Origin of the sequence: Ensifer sp. SL37 (assembly GCF_026672675.1) — a bacterium.
GTDB lineage: Bacteria > Pseudomonadota > Alphaproteobacteria > Rhizobiales > Rhizobiaceae > Ensifer > Ensifer adhaerens.
Window position 1 is genome coordinate 2,933,373 of the sequence record NZ_JAPPRN010000006.1, and the last position, 19,508, is coordinate 2,952,880.

Annotated in this window: 22 protein-coding genes; 13 read left to right on the top strand and 9 right to left on the bottom strand. The window is 64.6% G+C overall.

From position 1 onward, the window contains the following. Window positions 1–8: 8 nt before the first annotated feature. Window positions 9–899, top strand: coding sequence for a LysR family transcriptional regulator (locus OVA00_RS26290; protein ID WP_268089885.1), 891 nt, complete (start codon window positions 9–11; stop codon window positions 897–899). 38 nt (window positions 900–937) lie between these two features. Here the strand turns inward: OVA00_RS26290 and OVA00_RS26295 are convergent, their stop codons facing one another. Both OVA00_RS26295 and OVA00_RS26300 read right to left on the bottom strand, forming a co-directional pair. Further along, window positions 938–1,360 carry a hypothetical protein gene (locus tag OVA00_RS26295; RefSeq protein WP_051659255.1) on the bottom strand — a complete coding sequence of 141 codons (423 nt, stop codon included), beginning with the start codon at window positions 1,358–1,360 and terminating at the stop codon, window positions 938–940. Between the two features lie 46 nt (window positions 1,361–1,406). After that, window positions 1,407–2,447, bottom strand: a complete 1,041-nt coding sequence (locus OVA00_RS26300; protein WP_371273166.1) for an AbrB family transcriptional regulator — start codon at window positions 2,445–2,447, stop codon at window positions 1,407–1,409. Window positions 2,448–2,898: 451 nt separating this feature from the next. Between OVA00_RS26300 and OVA00_RS26305 the strand changes: the two genes are divergently transcribed. Together OVA00_RS26305 and OVA00_RS26310 are read left to right on the top strand one after the other, a co-directional pair. After that, window positions 2,899–4,026: an ATP-dependent DNA helicase gene (locus tag OVA00_RS26305; RefSeq protein WP_034792744.1), complete on the top strand. Its 1,128-nt coding sequence runs from the start codon at window positions 2,899–2,901 to the stop codon at window positions 4,024–4,026. 24 nt (window positions 4,027–4,050) lie between these two features. Then, window positions 4,051–4,410, top strand: a complete 360-nt coding sequence (locus OVA00_RS26310; RefSeq protein ID WP_268089886.1) for a VOC family protein — start codon at window positions 4,051–4,053, stop codon at window positions 4,408–4,410. 20 nt (window positions 4,411–4,430) lie between these two features. Here the strand turns inward: OVA00_RS26310 and OVA00_RS26315 are convergent, their stop codons facing one another. The 3 genes from OVA00_RS26315 to OVA00_RS26325 form a co-directional block, all read right to left on the bottom strand. After that, window positions 4,431–5,105 carry a hypothetical protein gene (locus OVA00_RS26315; protein ID WP_089043487.1) on the bottom strand — a complete coding sequence of 225 codons (675 nt, stop codon included), beginning with the start codon at window positions 5,103–5,105 and terminating at the stop codon, window positions 4,431–4,433. A 253-nt stretch (window positions 5,106–5,358) separates the two neighbouring features. Further along, window positions 5,359–6,033 (bottom strand): MerR family transcriptional regulator, encoded by a 675-nt coding sequence (locus tag OVA00_RS26320; RefSeq protein WP_112985256.1) that lies wholly within the window; start codon window positions 6,031–6,033, stop codon window positions 5,359–5,361. Window positions 6,034–6,430: 397 nt separating this feature from the next. Next, window positions 6,431–7,543, bottom strand: coding sequence for a hypothetical protein (locus OVA00_RS26325; protein WP_268089887.1), 1,113 nt, complete (start codon window positions 7,541–7,543; stop codon window positions 6,431–6,433). A gap of 473 nt (window positions 7,544–8,016) precedes the next feature. Here OVA00_RS26325 and OVA00_RS26330 point away from each other — a divergent pair, with 473 nt between their 5' ends. The 3 genes from OVA00_RS26330 to OVA00_RS26340 all read left to right on the top strand — a co-directional run bounded on the left by OVA00_RS26330 (window position 8,017) and on the right by OVA00_RS26340 (window position 10,727). After that, window positions 8,017–8,769 (top strand): pyridoxine 5'-phosphate synthase, encoded by a 753-nt coding sequence (locus OVA00_RS26330; RefSeq protein ID WP_060516002.1) that lies wholly within the window; start codon window positions 8,017–8,019, stop codon window positions 8,767–8,769. 11 nt (window positions 8,770–8,780) lie between these two features. Then, entirely contained in the window at window positions 8,781–9,413 is a 633-nt protein-coding gene (locus OVA00_RS26335) for a histidine phosphatase family protein (protein ID WP_060605397.1), read from the top strand. 99 nt (window positions 9,414–9,512) lie between these two features. Then, window positions 9,513–10,727: a multidrug effflux MFS transporter gene (locus tag OVA00_RS26340; protein ID WP_268089889.1), complete on the top strand. Its 1,215-nt coding sequence runs from the start codon at window positions 9,513–9,515 to the stop codon at window positions 10,725–10,727. A gap of 107 nt (window positions 10,728–10,834) precedes the next feature. On the opposite strand, the gene OVA00_RS26345 is transcribed toward OVA00_RS26340, so the two are convergent. Next, a complete protein-coding gene (locus OVA00_RS26345) occupies window positions 10,835–11,218 on the bottom strand; it encodes a VOC family protein (protein ID WP_034792755.1) in 384 nt (127 codons plus the stop codon). Window positions 11,219–11,425: 207 nt separating this feature from the next. Beyond that, window positions 11,426–12,310 carry an SDR family oxidoreductase gene (locus tag OVA00_RS26350; RefSeq protein ID WP_060516005.1) on the bottom strand — a complete coding sequence of 295 codons (885 nt, stop codon included), beginning with the start codon at window positions 12,308–12,310 and terminating at the stop codon, window positions 11,426–11,428. A 200-nt stretch (window positions 12,311–12,510) separates the two neighbouring features. Here OVA00_RS26350 and OVA00_RS26355 point away from each other — a divergent pair, with 200 nt between their 5' ends. The 4 genes from OVA00_RS26355 (at window position 12,511) to OVA00_RS39815 (ending at window position 15,981) form a co-directional block, all read left to right on the top strand. Beyond that, on the top strand, window positions 12,511–12,915 hold the full coding sequence (locus tag OVA00_RS26355; protein ID WP_060605391.1) for a winged helix-turn-helix transcriptional regulator: 405 nt from the start codon (window positions 12,511–12,513) through the stop codon (window positions 12,913–12,915). Between the two features lie 449 nt (window positions 12,916–13,364). Then, on the top strand, window positions 13,365–14,645 hold the full coding sequence (locus tag OVA00_RS26360) for an FAD-dependent oxidoreductase (protein ID WP_268089890.1): 1,281 nt from the start codon (window positions 13,365–13,367) through the stop codon (window positions 14,643–14,645). Between the two features lie 52 nt (window positions 14,646–14,697). Then, the gene (locus OVA00_RS26365) at window positions 14,698–15,090 is read left to right on the top strand and encodes a glyoxalase/bleomycin resistance/dioxygenase family protein (RefSeq protein WP_268089891.1); all 393 of its coding nucleotides are present in this window, start codon (window positions 14,698–14,700) and stop codon (window positions 15,088–15,090) included. Continuing rightward, window positions 15,091–15,981, top strand: coding sequence for a GrpB family protein (locus tag OVA00_RS39815; protein WP_326494139.1), 891 nt, complete (start codon window positions 15,091–15,093; stop codon window positions 15,979–15,981). Between the two features lie 62 nt (window positions 15,982–16,043). Here OVA00_RS39815 and OVA00_RS26380 read toward each other — a convergent pair whose 3' ends face one another. Continuing rightward, window positions 16,044–16,763: an aspartate/glutamate racemase family protein gene (locus OVA00_RS26380; RefSeq protein ID WP_090294241.1), complete on the bottom strand. Its 720-nt coding sequence runs from the start codon at window positions 16,761–16,763 to the stop codon at window positions 16,044–16,046. A 189-nt stretch (window positions 16,764–16,952) separates the two neighbouring features. Between OVA00_RS26380 and OVA00_RS26385 the strand changes: the two genes are divergently transcribed. Then, on the top strand, window positions 16,953–17,417 hold the full coding sequence (locus OVA00_RS26385; RefSeq protein WP_043622517.1) for an Lrp/AsnC family transcriptional regulator: 465 nt from the start codon (window positions 16,953–16,955) through the stop codon (window positions 17,415–17,417). 6 nt (window positions 17,418–17,423) lie between these two features. After that, window positions 17,424–18,020 carry an isochorismatase family protein gene (locus tag OVA00_RS26390; protein WP_268089892.1) on the top strand — a complete coding sequence of 199 codons (597 nt, stop codon included), beginning with the start codon at window positions 17,424–17,426 and terminating at the stop codon, window positions 18,018–18,020. Between the two features lie 23 nt (window positions 18,021–18,043). On the opposite strand, the gene OVA00_RS26395 is transcribed toward OVA00_RS26390, so the two are convergent. After that, on the bottom strand, window positions 18,044–19,030 hold the full coding sequence (locus OVA00_RS26395; RefSeq protein WP_268089893.1) for a GlxA family transcriptional regulator: 987 nt from the start codon (window positions 19,028–19,030) through the stop codon (window positions 18,044–18,046). Between the two features lie 70 nt (window positions 19,031–19,100). Here OVA00_RS26395 and OVA00_RS26400 point away from each other — a divergent pair, with 70 nt between their 5' ends. Continuing rightward, window positions 19,101–19,415 (top strand): DUF1272 domain-containing protein, encoded by a 315-nt coding sequence (locus OVA00_RS26400; protein WP_127889187.1) that lies wholly within the window; start codon window positions 19,101–19,103, stop codon window positions 19,413–19,415. The last annotated feature ends 93 nt before the right edge of the window (window positions 19,416–19,508 follow it).

Below are 19,508 nucleotides of genomic sequence, written 5' to 3' on the forward strand. Positions count from 1 at the left end.
AAAGCGATATGGACTGGAACGATCTCAAATTCTTTCTTGCCGTTGCCAATGCGCGCTCGCTGACTGCGGCCTCCGTCAGGCTTGGTGTCAGCGCATCGACCGTGTCACGCCGGATCGAGGTGCTGGAGGCGGCGTTGCAGGTCAGGCTTTTCCGGCCGCACCGCGACGGTTACGACCTGACGCCGGCGGGCGAGGCGCTTTTGGCGCCGGCCGAGCGGGCCGAGGCGCAGATGCGGGTCTTCGAGCGGACGGCGCGGGAGAAGGACAACGACCTTGCCGGCCCGGTGCGCATCGACGTGCCTGAACTGTTGGGGCAGGAGGTCCTGTTGCCGGGCCTCGCCGGTTTCCTGCTGGAGCATCCGGAAATCCGCCTGGAGATGCATTCGAGCGTGCGCCCGGTGCGGCTTGCCGGCGAAGAGGCCGACATCGTTCTGCGCCTGGTGCGGCCGCAGCAGGGCAACTATCGCCAGCGCAGGCCCGGCCAACTCGCCTTCGGCCTTTATGCGATGCCTGGCTACATCGCGCGTCACGGCATGCCGAGCGCACCTGCCGACCTCTACCGCCACCGGCTGGTCGGCTGGAGCGAGGAGCTGAGCTACCTGATTATGGTCGCCTGGCTGGAAACCCTATGCCCCGGCCTGCAGCCGGCGATGCGCTTCTCCTCGCTCGGCGCGCAGATGGCGGCGGTGAAAAACGGGCTCGGCTTTGCCGTGCTTCCTGCCTTTGCGGCCGAGGCGGCAGGCTTCACGCGGCTGCTGCCGGAGGCGCCGCCATTGGCCCCGGATCTCTGGTTGCTGGTCCATGAACAATCGGCCGAACTGCCGCGCGTGCGGCTCACCAAGGAGGCGGTCTCCACCGTGATGGCGCGCTTCGCTGCGCGATTGGCGGAAAGCGCCTGAGGATTGCAGACGCTCTCGTGAGGGAGCAGCCGATGGTGCTAGTCGGCCGGTTTCCACGGGGCATCAGAACGGCGAGCGCCCTGGAAACCGGTCTCCACCCGTTGCAGAACCGTCTCGTCGTCCGTGGTGATTTCGTAAAACGTGCTGTCGATGGCGCGAATGACGATCCAGGGGCTGTTCGGGGTGCCGGGCAGGAAACCGGTAAACTCTCCCCAGATGATCTGGAGAACGTCTTGCACAGCGGCGGCCAGGTGCCGGCCCTCGATCATGCTCCCGGACTGGGCCCAACTCTCCAGAACGTCGCCGCCGGGGCCGGTGGCATCGAACCATTGATAACCTGCGTCGACGGCGGAAACTCTCCACGACGCTCTCAGCGAGCGGGGTGCGAGGCGCTGCAGGATGTCGCGCAGGTCGAAGGGAAGCGCGGCTTCCGGAGGTCCATAGATTCTGAGCGTCTTCACGAGTGTTCTCCCGGCAGCGCATTGGAAACGTGCCGGGCCAACATCGTCAAGCCCGGTCGGCGACGAAGCGGGCGAGCGCCGGCCCGATCATGGTGATGATCAGCAGGCGGGCTGTCTGCAGGGCCATGACGAAGGAGAGGTCGACATTGCTCGAGGCGGCAATGACGGCGATCGAGTCGAGGCCGCCGGGGCTGGTGGCGAGATAGGCGGTCAGCGGATCGATGCCGACCACCTTGATCAAAAGCAGGGCAAGCAGGCCGGAGAACGAGATCAGCACGACGATCGAGATGATCGTCGGCACCAGCGCGCGGCGGGCATGGATGAGGATCTGGCGGGTGAAGCCGAGGCCGATGTTCCAGCCGAGCATGGCAAAACAGATCGCCAGCAGCCATTGCGGCAGCGCGGTGGTCATGACGCCTGAGACGTTCAGCACGGCGCCGAGAAGGAAGGGCAGCAGGAAGGCACCGGCGGGCACGCGCAGGAAGCGGCCGGCGAGCGCTGCGCCAAGGCCGACGGCGATTGTCTCGAGGAAAAGCAGGCCGTCGATCGGTGCGAACCAGTGGGTGGTCTGCTCGGCTTCGGCGCCGGTGACCCACATATGCGCAACCACGGTCGCGGTGCTGGCGACGAAGATCACGCGCAGATACTGCATGAAGGCGACGAGGCGTGCATCGGCCCCATAGGCGTCAGCCATCAGCAGCATGGTCGAGGCGGCGCCTGCCGACGATCCCCAGATCGCGGTTGTGCCCGGCAGGATGCGCATGCGGGTGATGACCCAGCCGCAGAGCGTGCTGACGGCGATGACCGAGAGGATGACGGCGAGAAACAGCGGCCAGTTGCCGGAGAAGGTGGCGAGCATGCCCGGCGTCATGGCACCGGCAATCATCATTGCCAGGATGAACTGCACGCAGAAGAACAGCTGGCGCGGCAGGCGTATCGTGCCGCCGTTCATGCCGACGAGCACGGCGGCCAGCATCGGGCCCATGAGCAGCCCGGCCGGAAGGCCGATGAATTCGAAAAATGAGGCAAGGACGATGGAGACCGCAAGCAGCAGGCTCCATTGCAGCCAGGGCGCGAACCGTCCGATGCCGACCTTGTCCGGGGTGGGCGGCGCAGCTGGCTTGTCGGTTTTCACGGGCACTCTCCGGCATGACCCGGAAAGGCGGGAACGGCCACCGGGGCCGGCCTTGACGGGCTTTGAGCGATGGTCTTCGCCAGCAGAAGCGCGGGCGCCATCACGTCACGCTCGTTAGCAACAATGCGGCGTTGCGTTCAAGGGGCAGAGCAAGAAAGTGCCACAGGATTGCCAGCGGGCAATGCGAGCACCGTGCGGGCAGGAGGCGAAATGAGAAAAAAACGTGAACAGATTCGGCCGGGCGTAAGCCGCGCCGGAAGGAGCGGTGACGAGGCGCGGCCTTGATTTTACGGGGTAATTTTGCGCACGGCGGTGACGCTCGCGAAGCTGGCGGCTCCTGGTCCTCCGGTGGGGCCGCAATTCCGGGCTTGCGTGTGCGGCCCGAATCCTGACACTCAGCCTCATGCAATTCGCACCGCAACAGGACGAGGCCCTGAAGGCCGTTTCGCAATGGCTGAAAGAGGGCCGCTCGCCGCTCTTTAGGCTGTTCGGCTATGCCGGTACCGGCAAGACGACGCTGGCCCGGCATTTTGCCGAGCATGTCGATGGCGACGTGCTGTTTGCCGCCTTTACCGGCAAGGCGGCGCAGGTGCTGCGCTCCAAGGGCGCGAGCAACGCCAAGACCATTCACTCGCTGATCTACCGGCCGCGCGGCGAAGAGGAGGTTTCCGACGAGGAAACCGGCAAGACCTCGATCGCGCCGATGTTTGCGATCAACCGCCAGAGCCCGGTCGCCAAGGCGGCGCTGATCATCGTCGACGAATGCTCGATGGTGGACGAGGCACTCGGCAAGGACCTGATGAGCTTCGGCACGCCGATCCTGGTGCTTGGCGACCCCGGCCAGCTGCCGCCGGTTACGGGCGGCGGCTATTTCACCAATCAAGAGCCGGACTACCTGCTGACGGACATTCACCGCCAGGCGCGCGACAATCCGATCATCCAGCTCGCCATGCAGGTGCGCGAAGGCAAGGAAATCATGCATGGCGACTATGGCACCACGCATGTGATCGGTCGCTCTCAGGTGAACCAGGAACTGGTGCTCGAGGCCGACCAGGTGCTGGTCGGCACCAACAAGACCCGCCGGCGCTACAACCAGCGTCTGCGCGAACTGAAAGGCTTTACCAGCGAGTATCCGCAATCGGGCGACAAGCTCGTGTGCCTCCGGAACGACCCGGCCAAGGGCCTGCTCAACGGCTCGCTGTGGCAGGTGATGAGCTCTTCGAAGGAAACGGTGAAGCCGGGCATCAACCTGATGATCCGGCCCGAAGACGACGACATGGATCGGGGTGCCGCCAAGATCAAGCTGTTGAAGGCGGCCTTCGAGGATGTCGAGGGCGAGATCCCCTGGACGACGCGCAAGCGCTACGACGAGTTCGACTACGGCTACGCGCTGACGGTGCACAAGGCGCAGGGCTCGCAGTGGAACAATGTCGTGCTGTTCGACGAAAGCTGGGCCTTCCGCGATACCCGCGAGCGCTGGCTCTATACCGCGATCACTCGCGCTGCGGAGCGGCTGACCATCGTTCGCTAGACCGCACTGCCGGAAGGGACGTCGTTGCCGATCAACAGGATCATTCTCTACGCCCATGACGTGGAAGCGACCGTTCGCTTCTACGAAAAGCACTTCGGCTTTCAGGCATCGCGCGAGGCGGGCGACCGTATCGTCGAGCTGATCCCGCAAGACGGTGGCGCCAGCCTGATGGTCCATCCGACGGCCAAGGGGCAGCGGAAAGGCCAATCCCTCATCAAGCTGGTATTCGATGTCAAGGATGTCGGAGCCTTCAGCCGAGGGTGCGCTCAGGAAGGGCTGGTATTCGGGGCCATCCATCAGGCCGATGGCTATCGGCTCGCCAATGCGAAGGACCCATCAGGCAATCCGATATCGATATCGAGCCGCGCCTTCCGCAACATCTGAGGTGCAGCCGTCTTGAGCTGTTACCGCTTCGTTGCCATCCAAATCATATGGCGGGCGCCGCCGCGTTTGCCGTTGGCGCGCACGTTCACCTCGTCGGTGGCAAAGCCGACTTCGCGCAGGCGGCGGGTGAAGGCGCTGTCGGGTGCCGACGACCAGACGGAAAGCACGCCGCCAGCCCGAAGGGCGGCTTGCGCGGCGCGAAGGCCGGTGTGGCTGTAGAGGCTGTCGTTGGAGGGGCGCGTCAGGCCATCCGGGCCATTGTCGACATCGAGCAGGATGGCGTCGTAGGCGGCCTTCTTCGAGCGGATCAGCGCGCCGACATCGCCGACATGGATATCGACGCGGGGATCGTCGAGTGTGCCTTTGTGCAGATCGGCCATGGGGCCGCGCGCCCAGTCGACGACGGCCGGAACCAGTTCGGCGACGGTCACGCGGGCATCGCCTGGCAGCACGGCAAGGGCCGCGCGCAAGGTAAAGCCCATGCCCAGGCCGCCGATCAGCATGCTCAGGTTCTTGCCGCCGGCGATGCGCTCATGGGCGAGCGTCGCCAGCGCTTCTTCCGAGCCGCTCAACCGGCTGTTCATCAGCTCGTTCGAGCCGAGCATGATCGAGAATTCCTGCCCGCGCTGCTTCAGGCGCAGCTCGTCGCCGTCACCGGGAATGGTTGCGCGGTCCAGCTCTATCCAGGGAAGCATCGGGGTCTCTCGTCCGTATTTGTTCAGGCGCCCTCGTAACACGTGCGGGATAATGGCGACACCGCAATGTCTGCCGTTCAAGAGAATTGTGCCGCGTGGACCTGCAAACTGTTCGGCGCGCCTTACTGTGGCAGGCCTGCGGGCAGGGGCTGCAGCAGAGCGTCGTGACCGAGGCGAGGCGCAACGCGACCTCGTCCTCTTCACGCACGAGGATGCGGACGGCAAGGCATCGGGGGCGGCTGCCGTGTTCTCGCTATTCCGCCGAGATCATGCCTGAAAGCACCGCCTTGGCGATCGCCTGGAAGCGGTTGTTGGCGCCGAACTTGCGGATGATGCCGGCTTCAAGGGTAAGCGCTGCCGCCACGTCCATATCCATTAGCCCGGCGATGCGCGCCGCCGGATAGCCGTCGGCCATGAAGGTCAGGCACTCGCTTTCGATCGGCGAGAGATGGACATGGCCGTCCTCATCGGTGGCTTCGCCTCCGTCGGTGGTTTCGAGCAGTTCGGTGATGCGCTGCATCTGCCGGCGCAGGTTTGCCTGCTGGGCGGCAAGCTCACGCCGTCGGGCAAGCAGGGCGTCGCGAAACAGCTTGTCGGCTTCGGCCTGCTCCTCGGTGCCCGCAAGTCCGGTCAGCAGTTCCAGGATGGTCGAGATCGGCATGTCGATCTCGCGGCAGGCGTTGATGACGGCCATGCGGCGAATGTGATCTTCGTTGTAGACCCGCATCGGACCCATGCGGGCGGCGGTCAGGAGCCCCTTCTCCTCGTAGAAGTGCAGCGTGCGATGGGTGACGCCGAAAGCGTCGGCCATGTCGGCGATCGCCAGCGGCGTCGTGGGGTCGTGGTGGGGAAGCGGCAGGTCGGGCAGAAAGCCGACACGATCGGGCGCGGCCAGCACGCCCTCGAATTTCCAGTGGTCTCGCGGCATGTCGAAGGTCCCCGGTCTACAGCCTGCGCGTCTTTCGACGCGCTGTTTCTGCAATTTCCTGAATCGAGACCGACCCAGGGGCGCGCGCAATCCGCGTCCGGAAGCGGTGGCGATCGCCGGGTCTCAAAGGTGCGGACGGATCCGCGCGGTGAGGCACTCGTTGATCGTCAACGACAATACCTGCTGCTCGGTTGGGGCACCTCCGCGCGCAAGGCACGGTTTACTCAGGACATCGATGCTTGCCTGACGAGCACCCAGGCACCCATTCCCAACGCATGCGTGTACCGTATACGCGAATCGCTAATATGACCAGTCCCAGTATGGCAGGCGAATGTGGCGGACCGGGGGTCGCAGCCGCTTCATGCGGACCGGCCTTTGCCCGCCCCGCCGGGCAGGCTCAGTGTCCGATGACCTTGAGCGGGCTGTTGGCGCTGAGGATGAACAGCGGCTCGTCGCCGCGCAGCGGCGAGAGTTTCTGCTGGCAGGACCAGGCGGTCTCGAAGGTGTCGCGGGTGAGGTGCTTGCGATAGCGCTGGGTGGCGGCCATGCAGCCCATCAGCGGGCTTTCGATCTGCTCTTCGCGGGCGTGATTATAGATCTCGCCATCGAGCGAAAACAGTTCGGCGGCGAGCGACATGCTCTCGAAAAGCAGGTCAGGCTCGGTCTCGAGCCGCTTCCAGGTGATGAAGTCCTGGCGCATCGGCACGTTCTCGCCGTCATGGGAGAGGGTGACGCGAATGCCCTGGGCCGGTGCGTCGTACCAGGTCACCTGGACTGTGAAGGAAAGTGCTGAGTTGCGCGAGACCGGTCGGCCGGTGTCGCCGTCGGTGGCGCGCGCCAGCGTCTTGTGGCGCTGGGCGGCAAGCCGCAGCGCCGTGGCGAAGGCCTTCGCATCGCTGTTTTCGGCGCCGCTGAGCTTCACGGTAACGGCGGGCAGCACCCGCTCGGTGGCGTGGCGGGCATTGAAGAGCTTGGCCTGGGCGTCGAGGTCCAGCGTCATTTCCTGCGACGGCATCGGTGCAAAGAGCAACAGCGGCAGGACGCTCAGAACGGAGAGCGGCGAGGAGAGCGGGGCCGGCGGCCAGGCGGGGCGATGCCCGGCAAAGCGCCGCTTGGCCGGCTTCGGCTGACGCGGCGCGGGGGCGGCAGTTTCGGCCACTTCCGTCCGTGCGTGGCGGTATTCCGGAACGTAGGTTCCCTTGGGAATGGCGATGCGCCATTCCTCTTCGGCGCCGTCGCCCTCGTAGAAGGCCTTGAGCAGCTTGCGCAGCTTGCCGGCATGCACGCGCACCAGCGGGTCGCTGTCGGCGTTGAAGGCCTGTGGCCGGTCGAAGACGTCGATGGCGATCGAGTACCCCTTGAGCTGATGGCCCTCGCCGATCATCTCCTTTTCGACGACATAGGCGAGGAACGCCCGCAAGCGCTCGGAGCGCGCGAAAGCCTTGCTTTCGAGGATGCGACGGAGGGTCCGCCGTATCGTCTCATCGCAGGGTCTTTCGACCGTCGTCATCGGTGCTTGCTCCAGGGTCATGTGATCTAAAAATCTATGAAGGCGATCGCGGCGTAGGCCAGGGCCATTCGATCTGATTCGGAAATTTAAGGCCAAAAGAAGTGGTTGTCAGGGGTGATAGACGCCAAATTTGAGTTTTTTCTGAAATAAACGTAAAAATTGCGTCCTCAATCCCTGTGACAGATCGTAGCGGTGCTCGCTCGCCCGGTGCCGGCGTGCCGGCGGCCCGAAGGTTTCGTTCCGGTGATTGAGCTTTCCTGCATATTAGAGAGATCGATTGTCAAGATTTGATCAAGACAAGGCGGGCAAACGCACTGCGCGCCATTGACGCGGATATTGCATTGGTACTCCTTGGAATTGCTGCATAATCCCGACCTTAAACCGTTTCTGCTTTCGTTAAATATGCAGTAGAACATTGCATCCACATTGCCCGCATCGGGCCGTGAGCGGCCCCGCCTCTGGAAAGTTCAGACATGCCTGCAAAACTGTCCGTGAATCTGAATGCCGTCGCAATGCTTCGCAACCGGCGCGATCTACCCTGGCCCTCCGTCACCGCACTCGGGCGCATTGCGCTCGAAGCCGGCGCCGCCGGCCTGACGGTGCATCCCCGGCCGGATCAGCGCCATGTCCGCTTTTCCGACCTGCAGCCGATCCGCGACCTGATCGACGGCGCATTCCCGGAGACGGAATTCAACATGGAAGGCTACCCGAACGAGGAGTTCCTCGGTCTCGTCGAAGCGCACCGGCCGGAACAGGTGACGCTGGTGCCCGACGATCCGGCGCAGGCGACCTCCGACCACGGTTGGGATTTCCGCAAGAACCACAATCTGCTCGGCCATGTGGTCGGCCGGCTGAAGAAGAAGGGTTTTCGCGTTTCGCTGTTTGCCGATGGCGACGAGGACATGGAGGCGCTGCGCATCGCCAAGGAAACGGGTGCGGACCGCATCGAACTCTACACCGGCCCCTATGGCGGCTGCTATGACGATCCGGAAAAGGCCGAGAAGATCGCCGGCGAGCTTGGCCGCACGGCGGCGATGGCGGCCGAGCTCGGTCTCGACGTCAATGCCGGCCACGACCTGACTGTCGCCAACCTGCCGCTGCTTGCCAGGCACATTCCGAACCTTGCCGAAGTGTCGATCGGCCACGGCCTGACCGCCGATGCGCTGGAATACGGCATGGCCGAGACCGTGCGCCGCTTCCGTCGCGCCTGCGGGCAGGAGGTCTGAGGCGCCTTCGCATGAAGGAACTCTTCGTCGTCACCCACACGCAATCCGTCCACCATGTCGAGGGCAGGGTGGGCGGCTGGTACGATACCGGCCTGACCGAGGGCGGCCGAAAGGATGCGGCAGCCACGGCCGAGCGTCTTGCGACCCTTGTCGGCGGGAGACAGGTCGAGATCTTCAGCTCCGACCTTTTGCGCACTGCTGAAACGGCGGCGGCGATCGCCGCGCGCCTTGCCGCGCCCGTGACGGAAACCGCCGCTCTTCGCGAAATCAGCTATGGCGTGGCCGGCGGCAGGCCGCAGGCCTGGCTCGACGCGCGCTATACCGCGGCGCCGGACGACAATCGGCTGGATCATGATTGCGGTATCGACGGCGCGGAAACCCGCCGCGACGTGGCGCTTCGGGTCTACCCTTGCGTCGAGGCCATCGTCGCCAGGCCCTGTCCGACGCAGATCATCGTCACCCACGGTTTCACGCTGACGCTGGTGATGGCGGCCTGGATGAAGGTTCCGATCGAGGCCGCCGGCTTCTTGAGCTTCCCGGCGAAATCCGGAAGCATCACTCATCTGCGCGAGGATGATTTTTTCAGGAATCGCGCCGTCGTCCGCCTGGCGGATGCCGCGCATCTGGCAAATGAGACGCCGTAACATCCTGAAAATACTCAGGGCAACGCAGGCGCGAACGCAATGCAATCTGCAACGGGGGCTGCTATAGAGTAAGCCCGTCCTCTCGCCCATCTCCGGCCCATGATCATTCAGACCAGTTTTCGCGAGCGCATCGTTCTCTATGCGCTTCTGACATCGCTGACCTCGATCAGCATCGACGCGCTGTTGCCGGGTCTGCGCCAGATCGGCGCCGACGTCGGCGTCGCGCCGCCGCTTTCCACCCAGCATGTGATTTCGCTGTTCATTCTCGGCATGGCGTTCGGCGAACTGCTGCTCGGGCCGCTTTCCGATGCGATGGGGCGGAAGAGGGCGCTGGTCCTGGGCCTTGGCGTCTATGCGCTCGGAACGGTCATCGCCATGGTGGCGAACTCGCTCGAAATGGTCATCCTCGGCCGGTTTCTTCAGGGTGTCGGCGTCTCCGGGCCGAAGATCGCGACGAGGGCGATGATCCGCGACCAGTTCGAGGGTGACGCGATGGCCCGCGTCATGTCGTTCATGTTCACGCTGTTCATTCTGGTGCCGATGCTTGCGCCGACACTGGCGCAGGGGATCATTACTGTAGCCGGCTGGCGCAGCATCTTTGCCGTCTATCTCGCGGCGGCGGGCGTTCTCGGCCTGTGGCTGGTGATGCGGCAGCCGGAAACATTGCCGGCCGACAAACGCATTCCCTTTCGCCTGGGGCTGCTCTTATCGAACGGGCGGCGCATCCTGTCGCATCGGCGGGTGACGTTGCTGATCGTCGCCACCGGGCTCGTCTTCGGCGCGCAGCTTCTCTATCTGAGCACGGCCGCCGATCTCTTTTTCGACGCCTACGGGATCGGTGAGACCTTCCCGCTCTATTTTGCCATGCTGGCGACGGGCATCGGGCTTGCCTCGTTCCTCAATGCCAAGCTCGTGCAGCGCTTCGGCGCGGAGGCGATGGCGCGCCGGGGTTTTGTGGGCCTGGCCGCGGCAGGCCTGGCGATGCTTGCGGCATCGCTCTATTGGGGCGGGCGGCCACCGCTTGCGATGCTGCTGGTGCTCGGCTTTGCCGCCTTCTTTGCGGTCGGCGTGCTGTTCGGCAATCTCAACGCCATGGCCATGCGTTCGCTCGGGCAGGTGGCCGGGCTCGGCGCATCGCTGATCGCCTCCGGCTCCAGCCTCGTGGCGACGGTGTTTTCGATCGCGGTGGGCGCCTTCTACGATGGCACGACGCTTAACCTTTCGGCCGGCTTCTTTCTCGCCGGTGTCGGCGCGCTTATTCTGGCCGAGCTTGCGCTGAGGGCCGATGCTTCGCCGGTGGAGGCCATCCGGTAGGCGACGGCAAAAGCTGCCAAGCCTGCGTGCCAGGCACAGCCTTCCCATGCCGGCGAGCGCGGTGCTTGGGATGCCCGGCTACTGTGTCCCGCCAAGGCAGCGATGGGCTAACCGTTGTAGACGACGGAAATCTTGTTTCCGGAGGGATCGCGCATGTAGGCCGCGTACCAGTGCGGCCCATAATGCGGCCGCGGGTTGGGGGCGCCCTCATCCGTTCCGCCATTGGCCATGCCTGCCTGGTAGAAGGCATCGACGTCCTGACGGGACTGGACCATGAAGCCGACCATCGAACCATTTCCAGCGCTTGCCGGTTCATTGTTGAAGGGCTTGCAGACCCACAGCACGGGACCATTGCCGGTTCCGCCTTCGGAATAGGCGCGCCAGTCCGGAAAGTCCGTGTGCGCCTTCCAGCCGATCGTCGCCAGGGTGGCATCGTAGAAGGCATTGGACCTGGCGGAATCCAATGCACCGACGGTCAGATAAACGCTCATGATTTCCCCTTTTTTAAGCGGTGAAGCCAGGAGAATTCATAGAGCGAAAACGTGAACAAAGCAAGAACAAATGGCGGTGACGACCATGGCGAAGATTGTCTGGCCGGCAGGGCGGGCAGCTCGTGCCCTCCCGGTGCCGACAGCATGGCAAAGGTCGTTTCGAGAGCCCGACGCAAACGGCCGGGCTCCCGCTGCCTGGCTTACCGCTTAGCTGGCAAGTCGCGCCTTGCTCGCTTCGAGAAAGGCGGCGAGCGTCACCGGCGTCGCGCCGGTCAGCGCGGTGACATCGCCCGTCACCATGTCGATGTGGCCCCCGCGGGTGTTGGCGTCGAAGGAAACGACGATCGGGATCAGGAAGTCCGGCAGGCCGGCGCTCTTCAGGCCGCCTGCGAGCGCCTCGTCGGAGATGTGCACGACGTTGAGGGACTTGCCGGTCGCCTTGGCGACGAGGGCTGCGATCTCGTCCGTCGAGCGCAGCTCGCCGCCCGTCAGCGTATAGGTGTGGCTCTCGCTTGTGGAGGCGGCAAGGGCTGCGGCTGCGGCCTTGGCGGCATCACCGCGGGCGATGTGGGCGAGGCGGCCTTCGCCCGAAGAAGAATACCATTGCCCGGTCTCAAGGGCATGCGGCAGCGCCATGAACAGGTTCTCCATGTACCAGCCGTTGCGCAGGATCGTATAGGGAATGCCGGTCGCCTTGATGGCGTTTTCAGTGCCGAGATGATCGGGTGCGAAGGGAATGACCGAGGTTTCCGGGCTCGGCATCGAGGTGTAAACGATGTGCTTGGCGCCGGCCTTCTTCGCAGCCGCAACGGCGGCCAGATGTTGCTTCAGCCGCTTGCCGGGCTGGTCCAGCGCGTCGGTAGAGATAATCAGGATCCGGTCGGCGCCGGCAAAGGCCTGGTCGAGCGAAGCGGGATCGTCGAAATCGGCGACGCGGGCCTGAACACCCCTGGCGATATAATCGGCGAGCTTCGCCGTATCGCGGCTGGTGGCGATGATCCGGGCCGGTGCGATGCCGGACGCAAGCAACTGGTCGAGCACGAGCTTGCCGAGTTGGCCGGTTGCGCCGGTGACGAGCAATGTATCGGACATGGTCTTTACCTTTTCTGTTTTGGCCGAGACGGAAACGCGCGCAGAACGCCGCGGCGCAGGCCTCGCCGGCTCCTCCTGCCGTTGCCTGGGAGATGCTTCGGCACATGGTCTCTTTTTGAGACTTGCTCTTATCGCGTAATCGCAGTAGGGCTGTAAAGGAGGCAGTTTTTTCTGCTGTGGTTACAAAAAGGGTACCGCCGATGAACAAGCCGACCGGGGACATGAAGGGCAAGCGCGTGGCGATCGTCTGCGGCGTGCCGATGGATATGGAAAACTGCCCGGTCCGCGACGTCATGGACAATATCGGCGGCAAGTGGAACTCGCTGATGATCCTGTCGCTCGCCGACGGCCCCTTGCGCTTCTCGCAGCTCCGCCGGCTGATCCCCGACATCTCCCAGCGCATGTTGACCCAGACGCTGCGGGACCTGCAGCGCGACGGCTACATCCACCGCACCGTCTACCCCACACAGCCGCCGAGCGTCGAATATGCGCTGACCGATCTCGGGCGCTCGCTGCTCGGCCTGCTCAAGCACTTCGTCGACTGGTCGGTGGAAAACCACGGCGCCATTCGGGCCGCGCGCGAGGTGTATGACGCGGAGGGGTAGGGCGTTTCATAGCGGCGATGATGCCCCTTAGTCGCGGGTTGGTTGCGCTGTGGCGCCTGCTATTTTCGTGTCCGGTGATCGTTTCGTGGGGCTTGCCCCTCACCCTAACCCTCTCCTTCTCCCTCTCCCCGCAGGCGGGGAGAGGGAACGCGCCCGGTCGGAGCGTTGCCGAGTGGGGCAGCCGTCAGATGAGACCGAAGGCGCGCCGATCGTTGCCACGGTGACACAACTGGCGGGAGCGACGATGGAACGAGCGGGTGCCACGCGTACCCTTCGCCCGCCTGCGGGGAGAGCATGGCCGGCAGGCCGGATGAGGCGCGGCCACTCCTTTGCAGCATGACGCAACGTCAAGCGCCACGCGCGACGTCGTGTCCCGGTAGCGTGACCTTGCCCTAGCACTTTGATTTTCCCTATAGTTTCGCCGATCATCTGCGTCACCTCGGGGAACCATGAAGACACTTCATATCGGCATAGCAGGCGCCGGCCCGGCGGGGCTGGCAGCGGCACTGATGCTGTCGCGGCGCGGTCATCGGGTGGAGATCCTCGAGCGGTTCGACGCAGCTTCACCTGTCGGTTCCGGGCTGATGCTGCAGCCGACGGGGCTGACGGTCCTGAACACACTTGGCCTGTTGCAGCCGATGCTGGTCCTCGGCAGCCGGATCGACCGGCTCTATGGCGCCGATGCCAAATCCGGGCGCACCGTGCTCGACGTGCGCTATGATGCGCTCGCCGGTGGGCGCTTCGGGCTGGCGGTGCAGCGCGCGGCCCTCTTCAATACGCTTCACGATGCCGTGGCCGCGGCCGGACTGCCGGTCAAGACCGGCGTCACGCTGACCGAGGTTCGCATGGCTGGCGGCAAGGCCGTGCTGCTGGATGCGCAAGGGCATGAGGCGGGCGCCTATGATCTGGTGATCGATGCAAGCGGCGCACGCTCGACGCTGGCTGCCGGTTCGACCGCCGCGCCCAAGGTGCGCGAGCTTGCCTATGGCGCCTTCTGGGTGACGCTCGACAGCGACGGCCTCAATCATGATGCGCACGCTTTGGTGCAGCGCTACGACCGGGCGAAGGTGATGATCGGCATCCTGCCGGCGGGCCGCGCGCGGATGGGCGAGCGCGACCGGGTCGCCTTCTTCTGGAGCCTCAAGGTAGCGGACGCAGACGTGATACGGCAGGCCGGGCTCGATCGCTGGAAGGCGCGCATTCTCGATTACTGGCCGGATTGTGCGTCGTTGCTGGATCAGATCAGTGACTGGGAGCAACTGACGCTGGCGCGCTATGCGCACCGCACCATGCGCCCGCCGGTCTCCGGCCGCATCGCCTTTGTCGGCGACAGCGCCCATTCGACGAGCCCGCAGCTCGGGCAGGGGGCGAATATGGCGCTGCTCGACGTCGCAGCACTTTCGCATGCGCTGGAGACGGTTGGCGATCTCGATGCCGCACTTGTCGCCTATGCCGCCGCACGCCGCAACCACGTCGCGCTGTTCCAGCTGCTGTCGCTTCTCTTCACGCCCTTCTACCAGTCGGACTCGACGGCTCTCGCCTGGCTGCGCGACAGGCTGGTAGCTACAGTTGCGCGCACCCCGCCGATGCAGGGGCTGCTCGCCTCGATCGTCTCGGGCACGCTGATCGACCCGTTCAAGCCGGCGGGGCTTGCCGAATGCGATTGGCAGGCGGTGCGGGGCGGCGCGGACGAGCGCGGCCAAGCGGCCGCTCCGGCGATTTCCACCTGAGACGGCCGCGAATCCTGTATCAAGGCGATCCGGATGGCGGATGGAGGGGGTGATGGCGGACGGCGTGGCGGCCATTCTGGTGCATGTGGCCGATACGCAGGCGGGTCTTGCCTGGTATCAGCGCGCATTTCCTGACGCTGAACATCGGTTTCTTGCCGCCTTTGATTTTTCCTATCTGCGGATCGGCACCATCGATCTCGAGATCGTCCAGGCCGACGAGAAGGTGGCGAGCGGTGCTGCCGGTTCCGTCGTCTACTGGGCGGTCGCGGACCTCGATCGGGCGCTCGCCCATTTCGAGGCGCTCGGCGCGGTTCTCTATCGCGGGCCGATGGCGATCCAGGAGGGGCTGTGGATGTGCCAGGTGCGCGACCCCTGGGGCAATTGTATCGGCCTTCGTGGGCCGCGTCCGGGAAAGGGTGGCATCGACCACGAGACGGAGCTCTGAATGCCGACACGGGTGGAAATCGTTGCCTATGATCCCAACTGGCCGCAGCGTTACCGGGATATCGCGCAGGATCTCAGGCGCATCCTGGATGCGCTGGTCATCGCCGTCGATCATATCGGCAGCACGGCCGTTCCCGGCATGGCGGCAAAGGCCGTCATCGACATCGATGTCACCTTGAGGGGGCTGCCCGACATTACGGCTGCCAGCGCCTTGCTCGTTGCGGCCGGCTATCAGGCGCGCGGCAACCGGTACGACGACGATGTCTGGGCCTTCATGCTGCAGGGGGTCGAACAGAAACGGCGCGTCGATCTCTGCCCGCCGGACAACGAGACACATCGACGGCGTCTTGTCTTCCGCGACCATCTGCGCAGCCATGCGGACACCGCCTTGGCCTACGCGGCGCTGAAGGCACGCCTCGCCGAGGCCTATCGATATGACGGCGATCGCTACACCGCTGAGAAGACGCGCTTCATCAACGCGATCGTCGACCGCGAAGACCGGATGACAGGAGATCGGTCCGCTATGGTGCAAGCAACAGTCACTTGCGAGATCCGCTACCGGCTGAAACCGGGTAGCCTGGCGGAATTCGAGGCCTATGCGCAAACCTGGATGACGCTGATCGAGCGGCACGGCGGGACGCATCACGGCTATTTCGTGCCGCGCGAAAAACCTGAGGGCGTCGGCGCCAGTTTTCCGGGGGTGGGTGAAGACGGAGCCGGCGACATCGCCGTCGCGCTCTTCACCTTTGCGGACGAGGCGGCGTATCTGCGCTATCGCAGCGATGTGGCCGCGGATCCCGATGGGATGGCAGCGAACGCGCTTTACGCCGACGATCCGCCGTTCGTGAGCTATGAGCGCGTCTTCCTGCAGCCGCTTGCGCGCCGCCGATAGCCGTCTTTGTGGCGGCTGATCCATGTGGCGCGATTTGGCAGCCTAGCCCCGCGCTCGGCTAGCTACGCGGCCCGCTTGAGGCAAACCCCATCCAGTGCGAATTCGACGGCAGCTTCCGCGTGGATCGCGGTGGAATCGAAGCCCGGCAGCGGCAAGGCTCTCGGGTCGAGGGTCAGACAGATTTCGGTGCAGCCGAGGATGACGGCGTCCGCGCCTTCCGCTTCGGCCTTGTCGATCAATTCGATCAGCGCCCGGCGGGACGAGCGCAGCACCTTGCCGGCGCAAAGTTCGTCGAAGATGACATCGTGCACGAGGGTGCGGCCGTCCGCGTCCGGCACAAGGATGTCGATGCCGTGGCTTCTCATGCGCTCGGCATAAAAGCCGTGCTCCATGGTGTAGCGGGTGGCAAGCAGCAGCGGCCGGCGGCTGCCTGCGGCCTTCAGGCGCGCTGCCGTCTCGTCGATGATGTTGATGAGGGGGATGTCGATTGCTGCCTGAACCTGATCGGCGATCAGGTGCATGGTGTTGGTGCAGATCAGCACGCAGTCCGCACCGGCCGCTTCGAGGCCCTGGGCAACATCGGCAAGCCGCTTGGCAGCGTCTTCCCAGCGGCCGGCCTTCTGCAGGTCGACGATCGACTGGAAGTCGACGGAATGCAAAAGCACCTCGGCCGAATGCAGCCCGCCCAGGTGGTCGCGAACGGCCTCGTTGACCATGCGATAGTAGACCGCCGAGCTTTCGAAGCTCATGCCGCCGATAAGACCGATCTTGCGCATAACCATTCCTCTCTGTCCGCTACCGCCGCCGTCCGTGGCGACCGTCGTTTGATGGGCTGAACTATGCCGCAGGGTCGGCGGCAATGGTTCGCTTTGATGGGAGCAAAAGCGGCCATGCGCGCGAATGGTTTGCGCATGTTGGAGTGAATGTGCAATTATGTAGCGTATGAATTTCTGATCATGGGAGGGATCGGCGTGCTCGACGATAGAGACAGGAAGCTGCTGGCGCTGCTGCAGCAGGATGCGAGTGTGGCCGTCGGCGAATTGGCGGAGCGGGTGAACCTGTCGCTTTCGGCCTGTTCGCGCCGCATCCAGCGGCTGGAGGAGGCGGGTTACATCGCCAGGCGCATCGTCGTGCTCGACCGCGAGCGCATGGGCGTGCCGACGACCGTGTTTGCCTTGATCAAGACGGCGCACCACTCGGACGAATGGATCGAAACCTTCCGCCGGGCGATCAGCGACATCCCCGAAATCGTCGAGGCCCATCGTTTGACGGGAAATCATGACTATATCGTCAAGGTCGTGCTGCCGCGTGTCGAGCACTACGACGTGGTCTACAAGCAGATCGTGCGCAAGGTCGAACTCTTCGACGTCTCCGCCTCGATCTCGATGGAAATCCTGAAGAGCGGCACGGCGGTGCCGGTCGATTATGCGGTGTGAGGCGAAATGACGAATGACGCTGTGAGCAAGGCGGTCGGTGGCGACGTTGCCGATGCGCTGGTGATTGTCGATGTGCAGCGGGCCTTCATTTCCGGGCCTGAAGCCGTGCCCGGCCATGTCGATCTGCAACGGGCCGTTGGCCTGCTTCTGCAGAAGGCGCGTTCGGCCGGCGTGCCGGTGATCTTCCTGCAGAACGATGGGCCTGAGGGCGCTGTCGACGAACCGGAGACCGATGGCTGGCAGTTGTTCTTTGCCGCCAAGTCAGGCGAGGTGGTGGTGCGCAAGCGGCACGACGACGGCTTCGACGGCACCGATCTCGAAGACCAGCTCCGGGCGCGCAAGGTCGAGACGATCGCGATCTGCGGCATGCTTTCGGAGATGTGCCTGGCGGCGACAGCCCGCACGGCCATGGCTAAGGACTTCACCGTGATCCTCGCCAATGACGCACACGCCACCTATGACGTGCCGCCCGGGCCTGGCCGCTCGCCGATGGTGCCTGCGCGTCTCGCCGCACGCGCGGCCGAATGGTCGCTCGGTGACGAGATCGTGCTCACGGATGCGGTGGAAGACATCGCCTTCGCCGTCGCGTCTCCGTCCCCTTAAGCTTCCCCTCCGGGTTTCGTCCGTCAGGGCGGGCCGAAGCGGGCCGCATAGTCCGAGGGCGCGATGCCCTTGCGGCGCTGAAAGGCGCGGCGCATACGCTCGGCGTTTCCGAAGCCGAAGAGAAACGGCGCTTGCGAGACGGGCACGTCCCCGCGCTGGAGCGCCTCGCAGGCCGCATCGACCCGCAATTCCTCGACGAATCGCGCCGGGCTTGCGCCCACCTCCTGCGTAAACAGGCGGGAGAAATTCCGCTCGCTCATGCGCGCCATGTCCGCAAGCCGCGGCACGGAGAGGTCGGCTGCCAGATCGGCGCGGATCTCGGCCACCAGCGCATCGAAGCGGTCGCCTCGGCTCGTCATCTGCTGGTGCAGGGCGGCGCTGAACTGGCGCTGGCCGCCCGTGCGCTTGACGTAGAGCACCAGGGAGCGCGCGAGCCGCAGGGCCTCGCTGCGGCCGAGGTCCTCTTCGACCATCGCAAGCGCCATGTCGATGCCGGCGGTCACGCCGGCGGAGGTCCAGATGCCGCGATCCTGCTCGTAAATCGAATCCTCGCGCACGTCGATATATGGGAAATCCTGCTGCAGCTGGGCGCAATCTTCCCAATGGGTCGTTGCGCGCCGCCCATCAAGATGGCCGCCGCGCGCGAGAATGAAGGCGCCGAGGCAGATGGAGCCGAGTCGCCGACATTGGCCGGCCATGGCCGCCAGGAATGCTTGCAGCTCTTCCGAATTCGCCGCTTCGAGCGCGCTTTGCCCGCCCGAGACGAGCAGGGTGTCGGGCGCGGGGCAATCGGAAAAGGGGTGCGTATCGAGCGCAAAGCCTGTGTCGGTTGCGACCGGTCCGCCGCACGCGGAGAGCAGGGAAATAGAATAGGCCCGCGCACCCGACGCGGTGCGGGCGTCGTTGAAGACCTGCAGCGGCCCGGTCACGTCGATCAGCTTGGTGCGATCGAAGAGCACGATCGCGACGGTTCGCGCGGCATTCTCGGGGTTGGCATAAAACGAGGGCATATTGTCATTTATGCCAAAGGTTTTTCATGGGAGCAAGCGGGGCCATCATCCGCCACCCTTGGAGCCGACCATGCTGGAACTCAGACCGAACTGCGAACTGTGCGACCGCGACCTGCCGCCGGCGTCTGCGGATGCGCGCATTTGCTCTTACGAATGCACCTATTGCGCAAGCTGCGTGGAAACGGTGCTTCACAATGTCTGCCCGACCTGCGGCGGCGGATTTGCGCCAAGGCCGATCCGGCCCCAGCGGTCCTTTCGCCCGGAAAAGCGGTTGGGTCTCGGCTTTGATCCCGCCAGCGACGTACGTCGCTATTCACCGTTTACGGCTGAGGATGTTGCGGCGCATGTGGCGCGGATCCGGCATCTCGCGCCGAACGAGCGCTGACGGTTGCGGGCTGTTCTTGACTTTTTGCAAGGGTGACATGAGGTGGTTGCGCTTGTCCTTGGCGGTCACAACCCCAATGTTGTGGCATGTCCA

Coding starts and splice junctions, on each gene's coding strand:
- OVA00_RS26290 (WP_268089885.1), top strand. CDS start 9: ATGGACTGGAACGATCTCAAATTCTTTCTTGCCGTTGCCAATGCGCGC.
- OVA00_RS26305 (WP_034792744.1), top strand. CDS start 2,899: ATGCAATTCGCACCGCAACAGGACGAGGCCCTGAAGGCCGTTTCGCAA.
- OVA00_RS26315 (WP_089043487.1), bottom strand. CDS start 5,105: ATGCTTCCCTGGATAGAGCTGGACCGCGCAACCATTCCCGGTGACGGC.
- OVA00_RS26320 (WP_112985256.1), bottom strand. CDS start 6,033: ATGCCGCGAGACCACTGGAAATTCGAGGGCGTGCTGGCCGCGCCCGAT.
- OVA00_RS26325 (WP_268089887.1), bottom strand. CDS start 7,543: ATGACGACGGTCGAAAGACCCTGCGATGAGACGATACGGCGGACCCTC.
- OVA00_RS26330 (WP_060516002.1), top strand. CDS start 8,017: ATGCCTGCAAAACTGTCCGTGAATCTGAATGCCGTCGCAATGCTTCGC.
- OVA00_RS26335 (WP_060605397.1), top strand. CDS start 8,781: ATGAAGGAACTCTTCGTCGTCACCCACACGCAATCCGTCCACCATGTC.
- OVA00_RS26340 (WP_268089889.1), top strand. CDS start 9,513: ATGATCATTCAGACCAGTTTTCGCGAGCGCATCGTTCTCTATGCGCTT.
- OVA00_RS26345 (WP_034792755.1), bottom strand. CDS start 11,218: ATGAGCGTTTATCTGACCGTCGGTGCATTGGATTCCGCCAGGTCCAAT.
- OVA00_RS26350 (WP_060516005.1), bottom strand. CDS start 12,310: ATGTCCGATACATTGCTCGTCACCGGCGCAACCGGCCAACTCGGCAAG.
- OVA00_RS26355 (WP_060605391.1), top strand. CDS start 12,511: ATGAACAAGCCGACCGGGGACATGAAGGGCAAGCGCGTGGCGATCGTC.
- OVA00_RS26360 (WP_268089890.1), top strand. CDS start 13,365: ATGAAGACACTTCATATCGGCATAGCAGGCGCCGGCCCGGCGGGGCTG.
- OVA00_RS26365 (WP_268089891.1), top strand. CDS start 14,698: ATGGCGGACGGCGTGGCGGCCATTCTGGTGCATGTGGCCGATACGCAG.
- OVA00_RS39815 (WP_326494139.1), top strand. CDS start 15,091: ATGCCGACACGGGTGGAAATCGTTGCCTATGATCCCAACTGGCCGCAG.
- OVA00_RS26380 (WP_090294241.1), bottom strand. CDS start 16,763: ATGGTTATGCGCAAGATCGGTCTTATCGGCGGCATGAGCTTCGAAAGC.
- OVA00_RS26390 (WP_268089892.1), top strand. CDS start 17,424: ATGACGAATGACGCTGTGAGCAAGGCGGTCGGTGGCGACGTTGCCGAT.
- OVA00_RS26395 (WP_268089893.1), bottom strand. CDS start 19,030: ATGCCCTCGTTTTATGCCAACCCCGAGAATGCCGCGCGAACCGTCGCG.
- OVA00_RS26400 (WP_127889187.1), top strand. CDS start 19,101: ATGCTGGAACTCAGACCGAACTGCGAACTGTGCGACCGCGACCTGCCG.